Source organism: Pseudomonas sp. 58 R 3, from assembly GCF_900006605.1.
In the GTDB taxonomy this organism is placed as follows: domain Bacteria; phylum Pseudomonadota; class Gammaproteobacteria; order Pseudomonadales; family Pseudomonadaceae; genus Aquipseudomonas; species Aquipseudomonas salomonii.
Window position 1 is genome coordinate 112,166 of sequence record NZ_CVTT01000060.1, and the last position, 13,891, is coordinate 126,056.

General features: G+C 58.4%; 14 protein-coding genes, 1 rRNA gene and 1 pseudogene. 8 read left to right on the forward strand and 8 right to left on the reverse strand.

All coding sequences use genetic code 11. The features are described 5' to 3' along the window. Positions 1 to 381: a response regulator gene (locus BFP92_RS18370; protein ID WP_065930559.1), complete on the reverse strand. Its 381-nt coding sequence runs from the start codon at positions 379 to 381 to the stop codon at positions 1 to 3. A gap of 181 nt (positions 382 to 562) precedes the next feature. Here BFP92_RS18370 and BFP92_RS18375 point away from each other — a divergent pair, with 181 nt between their 5' ends. Continuing rightward, the gene (locus BFP92_RS18375) at positions 563 to 937 is read left to right on the forward strand and encodes a c-type cytochrome (RefSeq protein ID WP_056858301.1); all 375 of its coding nucleotides are present in this window, start codon (positions 563 to 565) and stop codon (positions 935 to 937) included. Here BFP92_RS18375 and BFP92_RS18380 read toward each other — a convergent pair whose 3' ends face one another. The 3 genes from BFP92_RS18380 to BFP92_RS18390 all read right to left on the reverse strand — a co-directional run bounded on the left by BFP92_RS18380 (position 938) and on the right by BFP92_RS18390 (position 4,911). Beyond that, positions 938 to 2,959 carry an LTA synthase family protein gene (locus BFP92_RS18380; protein WP_065930572.1) on the reverse strand — a complete coding sequence of 674 codons (2,022 nt, stop codon included), beginning with the start codon at positions 2,957 to 2,959 and terminating at the stop codon, positions 938 to 940. A gap of 72 nt (positions 2,960 to 3,031) precedes the next feature. After that, positions 3,032 to 3,643 carry a hypothetical protein gene (locus BFP92_RS18385; RefSeq protein ID WP_065930560.1) on the reverse strand — a complete coding sequence of 204 codons (612 nt, stop codon included), beginning with the start codon at positions 3,641 to 3,643 and terminating at the stop codon, positions 3,032 to 3,034. Further along, the gene (locus tag BFP92_RS18390) at positions 3,643 to 4,911 is read right to left on the reverse strand and encodes a sialidase family protein (RefSeq protein WP_065930561.1); all 1,269 of its coding nucleotides are present in this window, start codon (positions 4,909 to 4,911) and stop codon (positions 3,643 to 3,645) included. The genes BFP92_RS18385 and BFP92_RS18390 overlap by 1 nt, the downstream gene beginning before the upstream one ends. Positions 4,912 to 5,130: 219 nt before the next feature. Between BFP92_RS18390 and BFP92_RS18395 the strand changes: the two genes are divergently transcribed. Both BFP92_RS18395 and BFP92_RS18400 read left to right on the forward strand, forming a co-directional pair. Next, a complete protein-coding gene (locus BFP92_RS18395) occupies positions 5,131 to 5,793 on the forward strand; it encodes a response regulator (RefSeq protein WP_065930562.1) in 663 nt (220 codons plus the stop codon). Continuing rightward, complete coding sequence (locus BFP92_RS18400) at positions 5,790 to 7,172, forward strand: ATP-binding protein (RefSeq protein ID WP_065930563.1); 1,383 nt, start codon at positions 5,790 to 5,792, stop codon at positions 7,170 to 7,172. The genes BFP92_RS18395 and BFP92_RS18400 overlap by 4 nt, the downstream gene beginning before the upstream one ends. Before the next feature lie 406 nt (positions 7,173 to 7,578). Here the strand turns inward: BFP92_RS18400 and BFP92_RS18405 are convergent, their stop codons facing one another. Both BFP92_RS18405 and BFP92_RS18410 read right to left on the reverse strand, forming a co-directional pair. After that, the gene (locus tag BFP92_RS18405; RefSeq protein WP_065930564.1) at positions 7,579 to 7,866 is read right to left on the reverse strand and encodes a colicin E3-like toxin immunity protein; all 288 of its coding nucleotides are present in this window, start codon (positions 7,864 to 7,866) and stop codon (positions 7,579 to 7,581) included. Between the two features lie 15 nt (positions 7,867 to 7,881). Beyond that, on the reverse strand, positions 7,882 to 9,045 hold the full coding sequence (locus BFP92_RS18410; RefSeq protein WP_065930565.1) for an S-type pyocin domain-containing protein: 1,164 nt from the start codon (positions 9,043 to 9,045) through the stop codon (positions 7,882 to 7,884). A gap of 191 nt (positions 9,046 to 9,236) precedes the next feature. Between BFP92_RS18410 and BFP92_RS18415 the strand changes: the two genes are divergently transcribed. The 4 genes and pseudogenes from BFP92_RS18415 (at position 9,237) to BFP92_RS18430 (ending at position 12,163) form a co-directional block, all read left to right on the forward strand. Next, positions 9,237 to 9,707: a helix-turn-helix domain-containing protein gene (locus BFP92_RS18415; RefSeq protein WP_065930566.1), complete on the forward strand. Its 471-nt coding sequence runs from the start codon at positions 9,237 to 9,239 to the stop codon at positions 9,705 to 9,707. Further along, positions 9,704 to 10,279 (forward strand): annotated as a pseudogene (locus tag BFP92_RS18420) (PIN domain-containing protein). Before BFP92_RS18415 ends, BFP92_RS18420 begins: the two are co-directional and overlap by 4 nt. 408 nt (positions 10,280 to 10,687) lie before the next feature. Then, positions 10,688 to 10,996 carry a DUF3077 domain-containing protein gene (locus BFP92_RS18425; RefSeq protein ID WP_065930568.1) on the forward strand — a complete coding sequence of 103 codons (309 nt, stop codon included), beginning with the start codon at positions 10,688 to 10,690 and terminating at the stop codon, positions 10,994 to 10,996. 531 nt (positions 10,997 to 11,527) lie between these two features. Beyond that, positions 11,528 to 12,163 (forward strand): LysE family translocator, encoded by a 636-nt coding sequence (locus tag BFP92_RS18430; RefSeq protein ID WP_065930569.1) that lies wholly within the window; start codon positions 11,528 to 11,530, stop codon positions 12,161 to 12,163. 6 nt (positions 12,164 to 12,169) lie between these two features. Here the strand turns inward: BFP92_RS18430 and BFP92_RS30545 are convergent, their stop codons facing one another. Then, positions 12,170 to 12,310 (reverse strand): hypothetical protein, encoded by a 141-nt coding sequence (locus tag BFP92_RS30545; RefSeq protein ID WP_239694282.1) that lies wholly within the window; start codon positions 12,308 to 12,310, stop codon positions 12,170 to 12,172. A 15-nt stretch (positions 12,311 to 12,325) separates the two neighbouring features. After that, positions 12,326 to 12,655 (reverse strand): hypothetical protein, encoded by a 330-nt coding sequence (locus BFP92_RS18435; protein ID WP_065930570.1) that lies wholly within the window; start codon positions 12,653 to 12,655, stop codon positions 12,326 to 12,328. A gap of 585 nt (positions 12,656 to 13,240) precedes the next feature. Between BFP92_RS18435 and BFP92_RS18440 the strand changes: the two genes are divergently transcribed. Beyond that, positions 13,241 to 13,891 (forward strand): 16S ribosomal RNA (locus BFP92_RS18440); the annotation flags it as partial.

Here is a 13,891-nt window from a genome sequence, read left to right on the forward strand (position 1 = left end):
TTAGTGCATGGATGCGCCTTGCTGGGTCAGTGCCGTTTGTACGCACTTAACCAAATGTTCCGCACTCCAGGGCTTGGGTAAAAACCGCACCGAGCCACCCAGTTGCGCCGCCAGCTTGGTATTGCCCGAGGTCAGCAGTACCGGCACCGACGGCCAACGATGCGCGACCACCTTGCTCAAGTCGTAGCCATTGAGTAACCCCGGCATCTGAATATCACTGACGATCAGGTCTACCGGGTCATCGCCGCGTTCCAGGTAAATCATGCCTTCATCCGCCGAAGGAAACGACGTCACATGCGCGCCGAAGTCCTCCAATACATCCACCATCAACGCACGAATGATTTCGTCGTCTTCCAATACCAAAATCGATGGCTGAGCCATGATCCTTACTCCACCATCAGGGTTCAGTAAGGTGGAGTGGGCGCTGATTGATTAGGTTCGATTGGATGTTTTTTAAACGATGGGTGGTCGTTTTAGAGCGGTTGCGCAGGGTTGCCCGCAGCGGCACGCCGAATCGGATACAGGCATAATTGCCGCATCGTTGCCCGCTGTGGAGCCCTGTATGAAGTACGCCTTACTGACACTCGCCCTGATCCTCAACACCGCCCCGGCCTTGGCGGCCGGTGATGCCGAGGCGGGCGGCAAACTGTTCAGCAAGACCTGCGGCGGCTGCCACAGCATTGGTGAAGGTGCACGCGGCGGCTTCGGGCCTGAACTGAACGGCATCATCGGCCGGCCGGCCGGCACCACCACGGACTATCAGTATTCCGACGCGATGAAAAACTCCGGCGTGGTCTGGACCCGCGACAAACTCGCCGCCTATATCGAGGCGCCGAAGAAGGTGGTGAGCGGTACGCGTATGATCTTCTGGGGTATCAGCGACCCGGAAAAAATCGAAAACATCCTGGCCTACCTGGAGACCTTCCAGCCCAAGTAATCACTCGCGCACGTTCCTGAACAGCATCAACCGTGCACTTTCATGCAGCCCACGGGTCAGCCCCTGCAGGCGCTGAAACTCTTCGGGATGCTGCTCGGCCACATCAACGCGCGGTGTTTGCGACGCCAGGTCATGCAAGGTCGGTGAGCCGCCGTCGTGCTGCATCTGCAACAGGAAGTGCTGGGTCACGCCGCCGATAATCGGGAAGGTACCCTCGTGCAATACCAGTGGCACCACGCGTTCACCTTCCGGCGCCGGCTGTTGGATATCGCGGCCCATCGCGCCATTGCGAAACGGCACGCCCGCCATGCCGGCCACGGTCGGCAGCAAGTCCGCCAACCCCACGGCTTCGTCAATAACGCGCGGCTTAAGCCCCGGCGCGTGGATCAGCAGTGGCACGTTGTTGCTTTCCAGACCCAGTTGCTCGAAGGCTGGCGCCATGTGCGGGATCTGGCTGATGCGCGTGTTGTGGTCGCCAAAGAACACAAAAATGCTGTTGTCGTACCAGCCACCAGCCTTGGCGATGTCCATCAGGCGGCCGATGTTGTAATCCAGCAGACGCACCGCGTTGTATTGCTCGACGCTGCGCGAACCGGCGGCCTGGACGTGTTCCAGAGTTACGTTGTTAAGTTGGAAACCGTCGTTTTGCTTGGGGATGGTGAACGGCCGATGGTTGCCGGAAGTTTGCAGGTAGGCAAAGAACGGCTGGCCTTTGGGCACGGCGCGCAACAGTTGGTCGCCTTCCTTGAACAGGTCCAGGTCAGAGATGCCCCACACGTCCACCCGGGGCGAGCGCCAGTGGCTTTCGTCAAACAGTTGCACGCCGTCGATGCTCTGGCGGATCAGTGCGTTGATATTCGCCCAACCGGCGTTGCCGCCGATCATGTAGAACTTCTGGTAACCCTCGAAAGCGTTGATCAAGGTGTGTTGCCGCGTGATCAGCGGGTTGCGCGTGGCGGTCTCCTGGCGGGTCACGTCGGGTATGCCGGTGATGCTCGCCCACACGGTCTTGGCGGTACCGGTGACCGGCACATAGAAGTGTTTGAAGAACCAGCTTTGGGTTGCCAGCTTGTCCAGGTTCGGCGTGGGGTTCAGCGGGTTGCCATAGGCGCCGACCGCACTGGTGCCCAGGGACTCGAGCATGACGAAGACCACGTTGGGCGGGCGGTCGCCGGTCAGCTTGTAGGGCTGCACACCTTGTTCACGGCTGAAGCTCAGCTGTTGCGCGTCAGGCTGGTCAACGCCCAGGTACTTGGCCACTTGCGGGTAATGCCTGCGCACCTGGGCTTCATCGAATTGCGACTGGCCAACCTTGAGGGTGTCGTACAAAAACAGCACCGGGTTCAGGCCCACGGCGGCGACCTGGCTGTTGCCGGAGAAGAACGCATCGCTCCAGCGCAGCGGCACCGGGTTTTCCAGGTTGAGGTTGGCCACGCGGCCCAGCAGGGCCAGCAGCACCACGACCACACCGATCACGGACACCGACGCCACTGTGAGTTTGCCGATGGTTTTTGGCGCACGATCCAGGGTCAATCGCTCCAGGCAAACCAGCGCCCACACCCACAAAGCCACTGCCGCCAACCAACAGGCGGTTATCCACAGCACCGGGTAGGTTTCCCACACCATCTGTTGAGAAATCTGCGCGTCTTGCAGGTAGCGCAGCACCGTCGCGTTGATACGTACGCCGAGGTAGGCGTAGTGGCCGAAGTCGATGATGTAGATAAGGCCAACCACGGCCAGTGCAATCAGCAAATAACCGCGTGCCAGCCAACGCAGGGCGGGCTGGGTAATGAGGTTCCAGCGCGGCAGCCAGGCGAGCACGGCCAGTGGCAGCAGAAGCAACACCGCCAGGCGCAGGTCGAAACGCAGGCCGATGCCGAAGGTTTCCAGCAAGCCCTCGGTGTCTAAATCCAGGCCGGAGAAGCTGATTAGAAACACCAGCCGCAATGCCGCCAGCAACACAAACACCAACCCGATTGCGCCCACGCCGTAGCGCAGGCGGCGTGATTGCAATGCAGTCATCATTAACCTTCCCAATTTCAAAAAACGACGCAGACCCACTGTGGGAGCTGGCTTGCCTGCGATAGGGGTGTGTCAGTGGCTGATGTACTGCCTGACACGCCGCATTCGCGAGCAAGCCCGCTCCCACAGTTTGAGTTGCATTAATCCGGCGACTGCGCAGTAGCCCATCAACAGCGGGTCTACCAGGTAGTCCCAATAGTTCTCCGACGCCTTGAGCCGCAGCGCAAACGCCAACGTGCCCACCGCCAGCATCCACACGGCCAGCCTGTTGCGCAGCGCCAGCATCAACAGCGCCAGCGCACCTACCAGCACAATCATTGGTCGAGGGTTAAACCCCCAACGGTACGGGTCGAAATACGTCAGCCCCATTGCGGCCGGGTACAGCACCAGGCACAGCCCGCCAAACAGCACCAGCAGTTGCACTTGATGTGGCCGGCCAAGCGGCTGCACCAGCCCCAACCGGCACACCGCCACCCACGCCAACAACACCAAGGTGCTGATCGCCAGGTCATCGGTAAAACTGCGCACATACGCGGCCAACGGCAGTTCATTTACCGGGATAAAGCTCAGCACCACTAACACCGGCAACAACCATGGCCGCCACGGCGCGGTAAACCGCAACGTGCTGAACAGCACAAACCCCAGCAATACAAAACTCAAATGGGCTTGCCACAACGCCATCATCACAAACGCTCCGCCAGCCAGGCTTCGTTGAAGCTGACATGTTTGATAAAGGTGTTATTCCACGAGTACACCAGGTGGTACATGCCGTCCGGGCTGCGGCTGAAGTACGGGTATTCGTATTCGAAATCGCAGCCACGGGGTTTGCACACGCGGTAATCCAGGTTGCTCAGAAAGCGCTGTTCCAGCGGCAGGCGCTTGGCGCCGCTGGAGGCACGGAAGCCTTCGCCGATGATTTCTTTATAAGCCTGGGGAGAGAACGGCTGGCCGAGCGGGTCCGGCGACTGGTCCAATTGCACCACCGTGCGCCATTGCGTCATCTGCGCGTCGGTGCCGTAGAGGCTGAGCTTGAAGCGGCCGTCTTGCAGGTCGTTGAGGGCGACGAGTAAACGGTCGTCTTCAGTCCCTACGGCCGCCAGCGATGAATTGGGGTTGGCCGGTTCCAGCGGGAACGGCTCGCTCCAGGTTTGCCCGGCATCCTCGGTGCGGCTGGCGAGCACGCGGTGATGGGTTTCACCGGCGTAGCGCAGCATCGCCACGGCTCGCTGGCCGTCCTGCGCCACGATGGTGGGCTGCAGCGAATGTTTGCCGCGGCTGATGCGGAATTTGTCGATCACCGCGCCGTCGGCACTCAAGTACAGGTACTCGGCAAACTTGCCCATGAACTCGTGATACACCGGCAGGCCAATCGAGCCATCGGCATGGAACACCGGCGCTGCGCGCACCAAGGTGCTGATATTGAAAAACGGCGACGTCACCAGTTGCCGAGGCGCCGACCAGTTCGCGCCGAGGTCATCGGAGACCATCACATTGATTGCACTGGTGGCCCAGCCGCCGACCGACACCGACACGTAAAACATCCACAGGCGTTTATCCGGCCCCAGCGCAATGACCGGGTTGCCCAGTTTGCGAATGTAACGCTGGGTGCCGTCGCGGGTGCTTTCCCGCGTGGCCAGCACCTGCTCGCCGCCCCATTCGCCGCTGCGTGCATCAAACCGCGCCGTGCGCACCTGCACATCGGCGGCGCCTTCGCGCGAACCTGCAAACCACACGGCCATCAAGTCGCCGCCGGGCAGGGCGGTCACGGAGGAGGCGTGCACAAAGTCGGTGAGCTGTGAGGACACAAAACGGCTGGTGTATTGCGGGGCTGCCGCCACCTTCGCCGGGCTCGGGTTCGCCTGGGCAAACGGCGCCAATACGTGGGGTGGATGGCTCAGCCAGGCGGCGGTAAAGACGCCTAGCAGGCTGAAGATCAGTAGAGCGCAGCGCATAGGGAACCTGTGAGAAGAAAGGATGACTGCGCACGTTCACCCGGCAGGCGCTTCCTGCGGCCGGTGAGCATGCATAACGACAGGTGGTCCCGTACCTGCCGGCACAGTGCAAAACCAACCTTAGTGCAACCTTAGTTGGCAACGCGCCGTAACATCTTTCCCCGGTTAACCCGTACTGGAACCCGGCATGATCCCGCCGTTTCCTACAGAGATTTCGCTATGCGCTTGCTCCTCGTCGAAGATGACCGCGCCCTCGGCCAAGGCATTCGCGTGGCGTTGGGCGCCGAAGGCTACACCCTGGATTGGCTGCAAGATGGCCTCAGCGCCTTGCATGCCCTGCGCACCGAAAGCTTCGACCTGCTGCTGCTCGACCTCGGCCTGCCGCGCCTCGATGGGCTCGACCTGTTGCAGCAACTGCGCGCCGGGCAATACGACCTGCCGGTGCTGGTCCTCACCGCCCGCGATGGCACCGCCGAACGCATCGCCGGCCTGGATGCCGGCGCCGACGACTACCTGATCAAACCCTTCGACGTCGAAGAACTCAAAGCCCGCGTGCGCGCCCTGTTGCGCCGCAGCCAGGGCCGCGCCCAACCGATGCTCGAACACGCCGGGATCAGCCTCGACCCGGCCACCCAGCAAGTGCGTTACCAGGGCGATGAAATCATCGTCACCCCGATGGAATACCAACTGCTGCACCAGTTGATGGTGCGCCCTGGCAAAGTGGTGACCCGCGAGCGGCTGTCCCGTGCTTTGTATGGTTGGCAGGACCGGGTTGAGAGCAACACGCTGGAAGTGTTGATTCATAACCTGCGCAAGAAGTTATCCACAGAGCTGATCCGCACCGTGCGCGGTGTGGGCTATGTGCTGGCGCTCAAACCATGAATTCGGTCCGCGCACGTATTCTTATTCCGGTGCTGGTATTGATCCTGCTCGGCGACGGCCTGATCAGCTGGCTGGTGCTGCGCGACAGCCACCACGAAATCGAAGAAGTCTACGACGCTCAACTCGCCCAAAGTGCCCGCCTGCTGCAAGGCGTACTGCGCCAGCGCGATCCTGGCGACGCAGACTGGGGCCGCCTGTATGAGGCGTTCGACCAGGCCATGAGCCGCGTGGGCGAGGAGGGCGTGGCCCATCCTTACGAGACCCGGCTGACCTTCCAGGTCTGGCGCAGCGACGGGCAACTGCTCATGCGGTCTGCCGAAGCACCGATCCTCACAGCACCGCCCACCACACTCGGCGCCCATGACCTGATGGACAGCGGCAACGACTGGTGCGCCTTCCTCCTGGCTGACGCGCAACAAGGTCTGCTGATTTGGGTGGGCGAGCGTGACGACATTCGCCAGAGCGTGATCGAGCGCATCGTGCGCCACACGCTCTGGCCCAGCGTGATTGGCGTGCCGCTGCTGACCGTGCTGATCTGGCTGGCCATCGGCTGGGGGCTGACGCCTTTGCGCACCATGGCCCGCAAGCTGCGTGGGCGTAACACCAACACCCTGCAACCGCTGAACGTCAACCCACTGCCGAGCGAACTGGAGCCGATGCAAACCGCGCTCAACCGGCTGCTGGTGCAGATGGACGACCTGCTGGAGCGCGAACGCCGCTTCATCGCCGACGCCGCCCATGAACTGCGCACGCCGTTGGCGATCCTGCGCATTCACGCGCAAAACGCGCAAAACGCTGCGACTGAAGAACAACGGCGTGAGGCCCTGGACTTTTTGGTCAACGGCGTAGACCGCGCCACGCGTATTGGCAGCCAACTGCTGACCATGGCCCGCATCGAGCCGCAGTTGAGCAACCCCGTGCGCAAGCCGGTGCAACTGACGGAACTGGTGCGTGAAGAACTCGCTGAACTTACGCCGCTGGCCATGGAGAAAGGCGTGGAGTTGGTGCTGGAAGGCGATGAGGAATGCTGGGTGCAGACCGAGCCGGTGGCGTTGGCGATTGCACTGCAAAATCTGGTGACCAATGCACTTAACTTTTCGCCGGTGGGTGGCGAGGTGCGGGTGGTGATCGGCGCGCAGGGGTTGAGCGTGGAAGACCAAGGGCCGGGAATTGATGAGGCGGAGATGGGGCGCTTGTTTGAGCGGTTTTACAGCCGGGATAACGCCAATGGCGCGGGGTTGGGGTTGGCGATTGTGGCGATGATTGTGGGCAAGATTGGCAGTACGTTGAGTCTGCGAAATTTGGAGCAGGGCGGCTTGTGCGCGCAACTGAACTTCACGGCTTGCATGGAAGCGCCTGCGGGAATACCACACCGTTGAACGTGTGGGTGCAGCAGTCACAACTGGGCTTCATCTGTTCGGGCGTCAATTGGGGGCTAACCTTTTGCAGCAGGCCTGCCTCGTCGACCCACAAGCCGCTGTAATAGCTGGACTCTCATTTTCATGCAGCGCAACCATCCAGAACACGGGCTCCGGGCGATCCAGGCGAGCGTTGGCTTCGCTGAATACTTTGTCCCATGGCTGACCGACTTTGGATAAGAGAAACCGAAATAGTGGCGTGTAATCGAAGCCGTGCCGTTGATGGCTATGCATTGAAGCGCGTGTGGACAGTGAGCGCTTTGCGCTTTTGGTATGCCGTTCATAGCGATAAGCGAAACAGCTACCGTGGTGCACACCGTGGGGCCGGGTGTTGACTGAGCGGTAGAGGAGGGGCTTTTTCATTACCTCAGAATTCCTTCTGGGGAGGCTTTGTAGATGGCGGCCAAGCGCCTTGGTATTGGAATGAAATTTGATAGTCGAATCGGTTGGGCTCTATCACATGCTGGAAGAGGGGTTGGAGAATAGTTATCCAGCTTGGGAGAACGTTGTAAACGTCTGCATATACTGCGCTTTCCTCGCTCAAACCGAGTGCTTCAAAAGAACGGTCTACATCGACGATATCCGCTGAGTACTCGTCCGCTTTCAAGTCGTCGCTGTGTTTTTCGTACCAGCGCAATCTGATTTTCATAACCATTTTTGGCACTCCTCTTTATCTGTAGATTCGACGTTTTGGGTCCGCCGGCCCGCGACGTTCGGCGGTATAAGGATCAAATGCGCCGAGGTGTTCCAAATCACTCTTTCGATAAACTTCCAGCTCACCTTTCTTGGCGTCCCATTCAAGTAACTTCCTCCCTTTTGCATCGATCCACCGCTCACGTAAGCCAGCCCCGCCTAGTCGTGATGTCACCGGCCTTTGGGGGATCAACCCTGGGAAGCCAGTTATATCTTCGGTTTTTGGTGCTGGAAAGTAATCATGGTCCGGATTTCTCAGGCCTTTGCGTGGTTCATTAACCACCACATACAGCGGCCGAACCCCCGACTCCACCGGGAATACCAGAATAAAATCCCGGTACTCAGGTGGATAAATCGGGTTCACCAGAATCTGCGCCGCCTTCTCCGTCGGCGGGTAAATCCAGATTACCGGCGCTTGCGGCGCGGCCTCCAAAGCGGGAATCCCCAGCGTGTCGCCCGGATCAACCGCAGGCGTCCAGATCAGCTCCACGCCCTCATCCAAATCCGCCACAAACTGATCGCCACGGCTTTGGAACTGCACCACATTGATCATCTGCCAATCGGGGTTGTTGCCCGTGTAAAACCCGTATCCCTTGAGTGTGCCGTCCTCACGCTGTTCGACATGCAAACGCATCTGCGACCGTGCCCGTTGCAGCGAGCGTAATTGCTCCTCGCTGTAGAGCGCGCTATCGCCCAGCGCCGACGGCCATAACAACGCGACCAAACCAGTCAGCAGCCCACCGGCGACAGTGCCAACCGCAGTCGCGGCCGACTCCATTGCCGCCGAACGTAACGCCAACTGCCCCAAACCGACGGGCAGGGCACTGCCGCTGATCTTGCGCAAGGCAACCGCGCCCCGGCTGTCTACCTCGCGGCCACCCAACAGGCTGAAATGGCCATAGTCCTTGAGCAACTCCAACGGTACGTAACCGGTGGGGTCGTTGTAGCGAATGATGCCGTTGGGCAGTTGGCAGGGTTTTGTGAAGACGCAGCCGGGCGGTTTGGCGATTGTTGGCGCTGGGGTGGGAGGCGGCTCAAATAAATCAATCGGCGGTGAATAAGGCGCGCGTTTCGGCTGCGGCGTCAGGATCCGCCGTTTGAGTTGTTCTTCTTCGGTAATGGGGTACGAGCGTTCTGACATGACTGGCTCACTTCCTTGTGTGGGAGTGAGCCTATGAGGTGGGAGCGGAGGCTTATGTCGGCTTCGTTCGATGGTTGGTGTGGGAAAAGGAGACTGGCATTTGGTTCGCCAGGACTGTTTCGATTATTGCGATTTTCGTTTGTTTCGTTTAGCTTTGATTCAACCGAATTGCGTTACACCGGAGCTGCATCATGATCACCAATCAACTCCCCAAAACGATACTGCCGCTGGAAAAGGAAGTCGAAGCCGCCGTGCAAGGCCAGCGAGAACTGGCATCTTTGCTTTCGACCAAATTTGAAACCCAGCGCATCGACATCTTCGACAAAGAAGACAAACCCCACACACTTGTACTCCCGACCTCAGCCCTGCGCCTGTTGGTCGATATCCTGGGCGAATTGGCTATCGGTAACGCCGTTAAGGTCGTGCCGGTGCATGCCGAATTGACCTCTCAGGAGGCCGCCGACCTGCTCAACGTTTCGCGCCCGCACCTGGTCAAGATGCTGGAGGAGGGCGCCATTCCTTTTACAAAAACGGGCCGGCATCGGCGAATCCGGTTTTCGGATCTGATGGCGTTCAAGCAGCGCCGTGATGAAGAAAGCCAAGAGGCAATGGAAGCGCTGGCGCAACAAGCTCAATCGTTGGGAATGGGGTATGACGGATGAGGTGTTCGCCGTTTACCGCGGTATACGATGCGTGTGTTCTCTAGCCGGCGGCACTCCGGGATTTGCTGATGTGGCTTGGTTTGTCGGGACTGTATCGAGCTCGATGGACGAGCCAGATCCATGAGGAGTGGAAGCGCAACGTTCTCAAAAACCGACCGGATCTTACGGCTGAGCAAGTCAATTGCACGTCGGCGCTGATGGATAAGGCGATACCCGATGCAATGGTGACGGGGTACGAGGATCTGTGTTCGAGTTTGGACTTGCCTGATCCTGATGATCGTCATGTGCTGGCGGCGGCGATTCGAAGCAAGGCTGAAGTTATCGTGACCTTCAATTTGAAAGATTTCCCGGCGCATATCCTGGCTGCCTATGACATTGAACCTATGCATCCGGATGACTTTATTTCGGATCTGTGGGATTTGGATCAGGCGGCGGCGTTGGGGGCGGCGCAGAAGCAAAGGCGGACGTTGAAGCGGCCGCCGATGGAGGCTGGGAGTTATCTTGAGGTGTTGATGCGCCAGGGGTTGGTGCAGACGAGTAAGGTGCTTGGGCCATATGGGGTGATGTTGTAGGTTCGAATGAGCGGGCCTATTTGCTCGAACGCTCCCACCGAAATTTTTCGCCACAGATAACGCCTATTAGCCATGCCGCTTTCTGCGCTACTTTCCGCACTGTCACTGCAAATTCAGTGACCGGGCCTGATAACCCGTGGAACAATAGGCGCTCAAGCGTCTCCAGCACCATGCCGGCGCTTTTTTTGCGTCCGCACATCCGTGTTATGGCGGCTGTGCGCGGGAGGCCTTCGGGCCTGCCGGGTTCCTATTGTCCCGGTTTATCAGCCTGCGCACAGCTGCCACCCTTTCGGCTGATAACGAATGTGGCAGCTTCTCGACATTAGGAGCTAAATCCATGAGCATTTCTGACAGGCCATATCCTCGTAATACTGCAACCCACACCACCGCCCAGCCCGGAGGTGCCCAATGATCAACCCACCTCTCAACAAAACCCTCGGCATCATCACCTTCTCCACCTGCGGCAAACAGCCCAACCTGCACCGTCTATTCCGCGTCAATGCCGGCGTGCCCATTCGTGATGCCCTGGAGCATGCTTCCGAGTTGCTGCACTGCTCCAAAATGCTCGCGTTGGATGCTGCCATGGACAAAGACGCGGACCGTTATGCCTGGGCGGCGCATTATTTGGGGGAGATGGCGAAGGCGGTGGTGGATGATTTGGCGAATGGGATGCTGCCCAATGGGGTGATGGAGGAGGGGGAGGCTGTTTCGGTGTAAGCGGGTGGCTTGAGGGTGTGGCGGCTGGCGTCATCGCAGCATAGGTATCTACACAACTTTTGAAGGCCGCCACTTTCTCCTATGGCGAGCAGGCTTGTCCTGCGTTGGGTCGCGAAGCGGCCCCAAACCCTGACACTGAGTACTTTCAGGAAAATTGCAGTGCCTTTACTGGGGCCGCTTCGCAGCCCAACGCAGGACAAGCCTGCTCGCCACAACAGCCCACCTCCCACAGACTTTTAACCGGTTGTGTAGATACCTATGGTCATCGCAGGCAAGCCAGCTCCCACATCGGTCGGTGTACATCTGTTGAAGCAGCGTTAGCAGTAAAAAAGACCTTGGGGCGCCAGGGTCTTTTTTTGCCTGCAGAATCCAGATCAAACGTGCGCGATGTTTGTGTACGGCAGCGAGGCGAAGTCGATCATGTGCCTTACCGTGAGCGGTGTATGACGTTTTGCTCGCGGATCTGTATCTAACGCCCTGCTTTTCAACGCCCTACCATGGCACCCAGCACAATTATGCAGGAGCGACACCATGCCCGAACTGTCCAGCTGGCTTGCTTATGGCCTGATCTCCCTCGGCATGGTGCTGACGCCCGGGCCGAACATGATTTACCTCATTTCCCGCTCGATCTGCCAGGGGCGCACGGCCGGGTTGATTTCCCTCGGTGGCGTTGCCTTGGGTTTCCTTGTTTATATGTTCTGCGCAGCGCTGGGGATTACCGCATTGGTGATGGCGGTGCCTTTTGCCTACGACGCGCTGCGGCTCGGTGGCGCGTTGTACCTGGTGTACCTGGCCTGGCAGGCGGTGAAGCCGGGTGGCCGGTCGCCGTTCCAAGTCCGGGACTTGCCCCAGGACAGCCCGCGAAAGTTGTTCATGATGGGCTTGGTGACCAACCTGCTGAACCCCAAAGTGGCGGTGATGTATTTGTCGTTGTTGCCGCAGTTTATTGACCCGAATGGGCATGGCAGTGTGCTGATGCAATCACTGATCCTGGGTTTTACGCAGATTGCCATCAGCGTGAGCGTCAATGCGGTGATTGCAATGATGGCGGGCTCCATCGCCGTGTTCTTCGTCACCCGTCCACGCTGGCAAGCGGTTCAGCGTTGGGTGATGGGGTCGGTGCTGATGGGCTTGGCGGTGCGGATGGCGGTTGAAGGGCGGCGGTGAAGTCATTCAGCGCGCCATGACGTTGACGATTACATGCAGGATGAACGCGGGGCTGTAGCAGCGCTGGCCGTGTTCGTCCTCGATCCGCCATATGGAAGTGACGGTACACGTCTCTTTGGGCGCGGCGAATTCCACCGTGATATGCACCGGCTGATCACCGACTCACTGGATATCTTTAAGGTAGTCCTTGAGGGTAATCAGCGGGGCGCTTAGCTCGTCAAGGCTGCTGGCCTGTTGCACACCGGTGGACAGTTTGAGCAGTTCACGGCCCAGCACCGTGTCGGCGCCGCCTAGTGCATTTAATGACTGGGCAATGCACTCATTAAGCTTCAGTTGAATGGTCGCTAAATCCCCCTGGCGTACCAACAACCCAAACGCTTCGCGATCATACTCATCCATCACCGGGTCATCGCGCAGCAACGGGCTCGCGCCGTACGTCTCATGCACCAGCTTGAGAGCAAAAAGCGCAACAGCTTCCAGCGTCAATTCCATGGTTCCGATTCCTCATGTCTGCGTTCGCCCACACATACTCACTTTTCTGTGGGCGAAAAAAAAGCCCTTGAATTTCAAGGGCTTTCTTTCGAGCCTGTGTAAGAGCGGGTTAGATCCGGTTTGCTAGTCACCATTAGAAGGTGCATGCGCGCCTACGCACATTCCAGGTCTGCTGATTCACCGGCCTTTGCTCGCCGACCAGCACTCTATATAGCTGCAACCGTGGCCTTTTGGATTAATCGAAAAGAATTTCAGGAAGGGGGTTGACCACATATTTGAATACTGTACTATTCGCCTCCCGCTGACGAGCAGCTTGAAGCCGGTTCTGGTTCAAGTAATTGATTTTGATAAAGAAATCGCTTGACAGCAAATGACGCTGCTGTAGAATGCGCGCCTCGGTTGAGACGAAAGATCTTAACCAACCGCTCTTTAACAACTGAATCAAGCAATTCGTGTGGGTGCTTGTGGAGTCAGACTGATAGTCAACAAGATTATCAGCATCACAAGTTACTCCGCGAGAAATCAAAGATGTAACCAACGATTGCTGAGCCAAGTTTAGGGTTTCTTAAAAACCCAAAGATGTTTGAACTGAAGAGTTTGATCATGGCTCAGATTGAACGCTGGCGGCAGGCCTAACACATGCAAGTCGAGCGGTAGAGAGAAGCTTGCTTCTCTTGAGAGCGGCGGACGGGTGAGTAAAGCCTAGGAATCTGCCTGGTAGTGGGGGATAACGTTCGGAAACGGACGCTAATACCGCATACGTCCTACGGGAGAAAGCAGGGGACCTTCGGGCCTTGCGCTATCAGATGAGCCTAGGTCGGATTAGCTAGTTGGTGAGGTAATGGCTCACCAAGGCGACGATCCGTAACTGGTCTGAGAGGATGATCAGTCACACTGGAACTGAGACACGGTCCAGACTCCTACGGGAGGCAGCAGTGGGGAATATTGGACAATGGGCGAAAGCCTGATCCAGCCATGCCGCGTGTGTGAAGAAGGTCTTCGGATTGTAAAGCACTTTAAGTTGGGAGGAAGGGCATTAACCTAATACGTTAGTGTTTTGACGTTACCGACAGAATAAGCACCGGCTAACTCTGTGCCAGCAGCCGCGGTAATACAGAGGGTGCAAGCGTTAATCGGAATTACTGGGCGTAAAGCGCGCGTAGGTGGTTTGTTAAGTTGGATGTGAAATCCCCGGGCTCAACCTGGGAACTGCATTCAAAACTGACTGACTAGAGT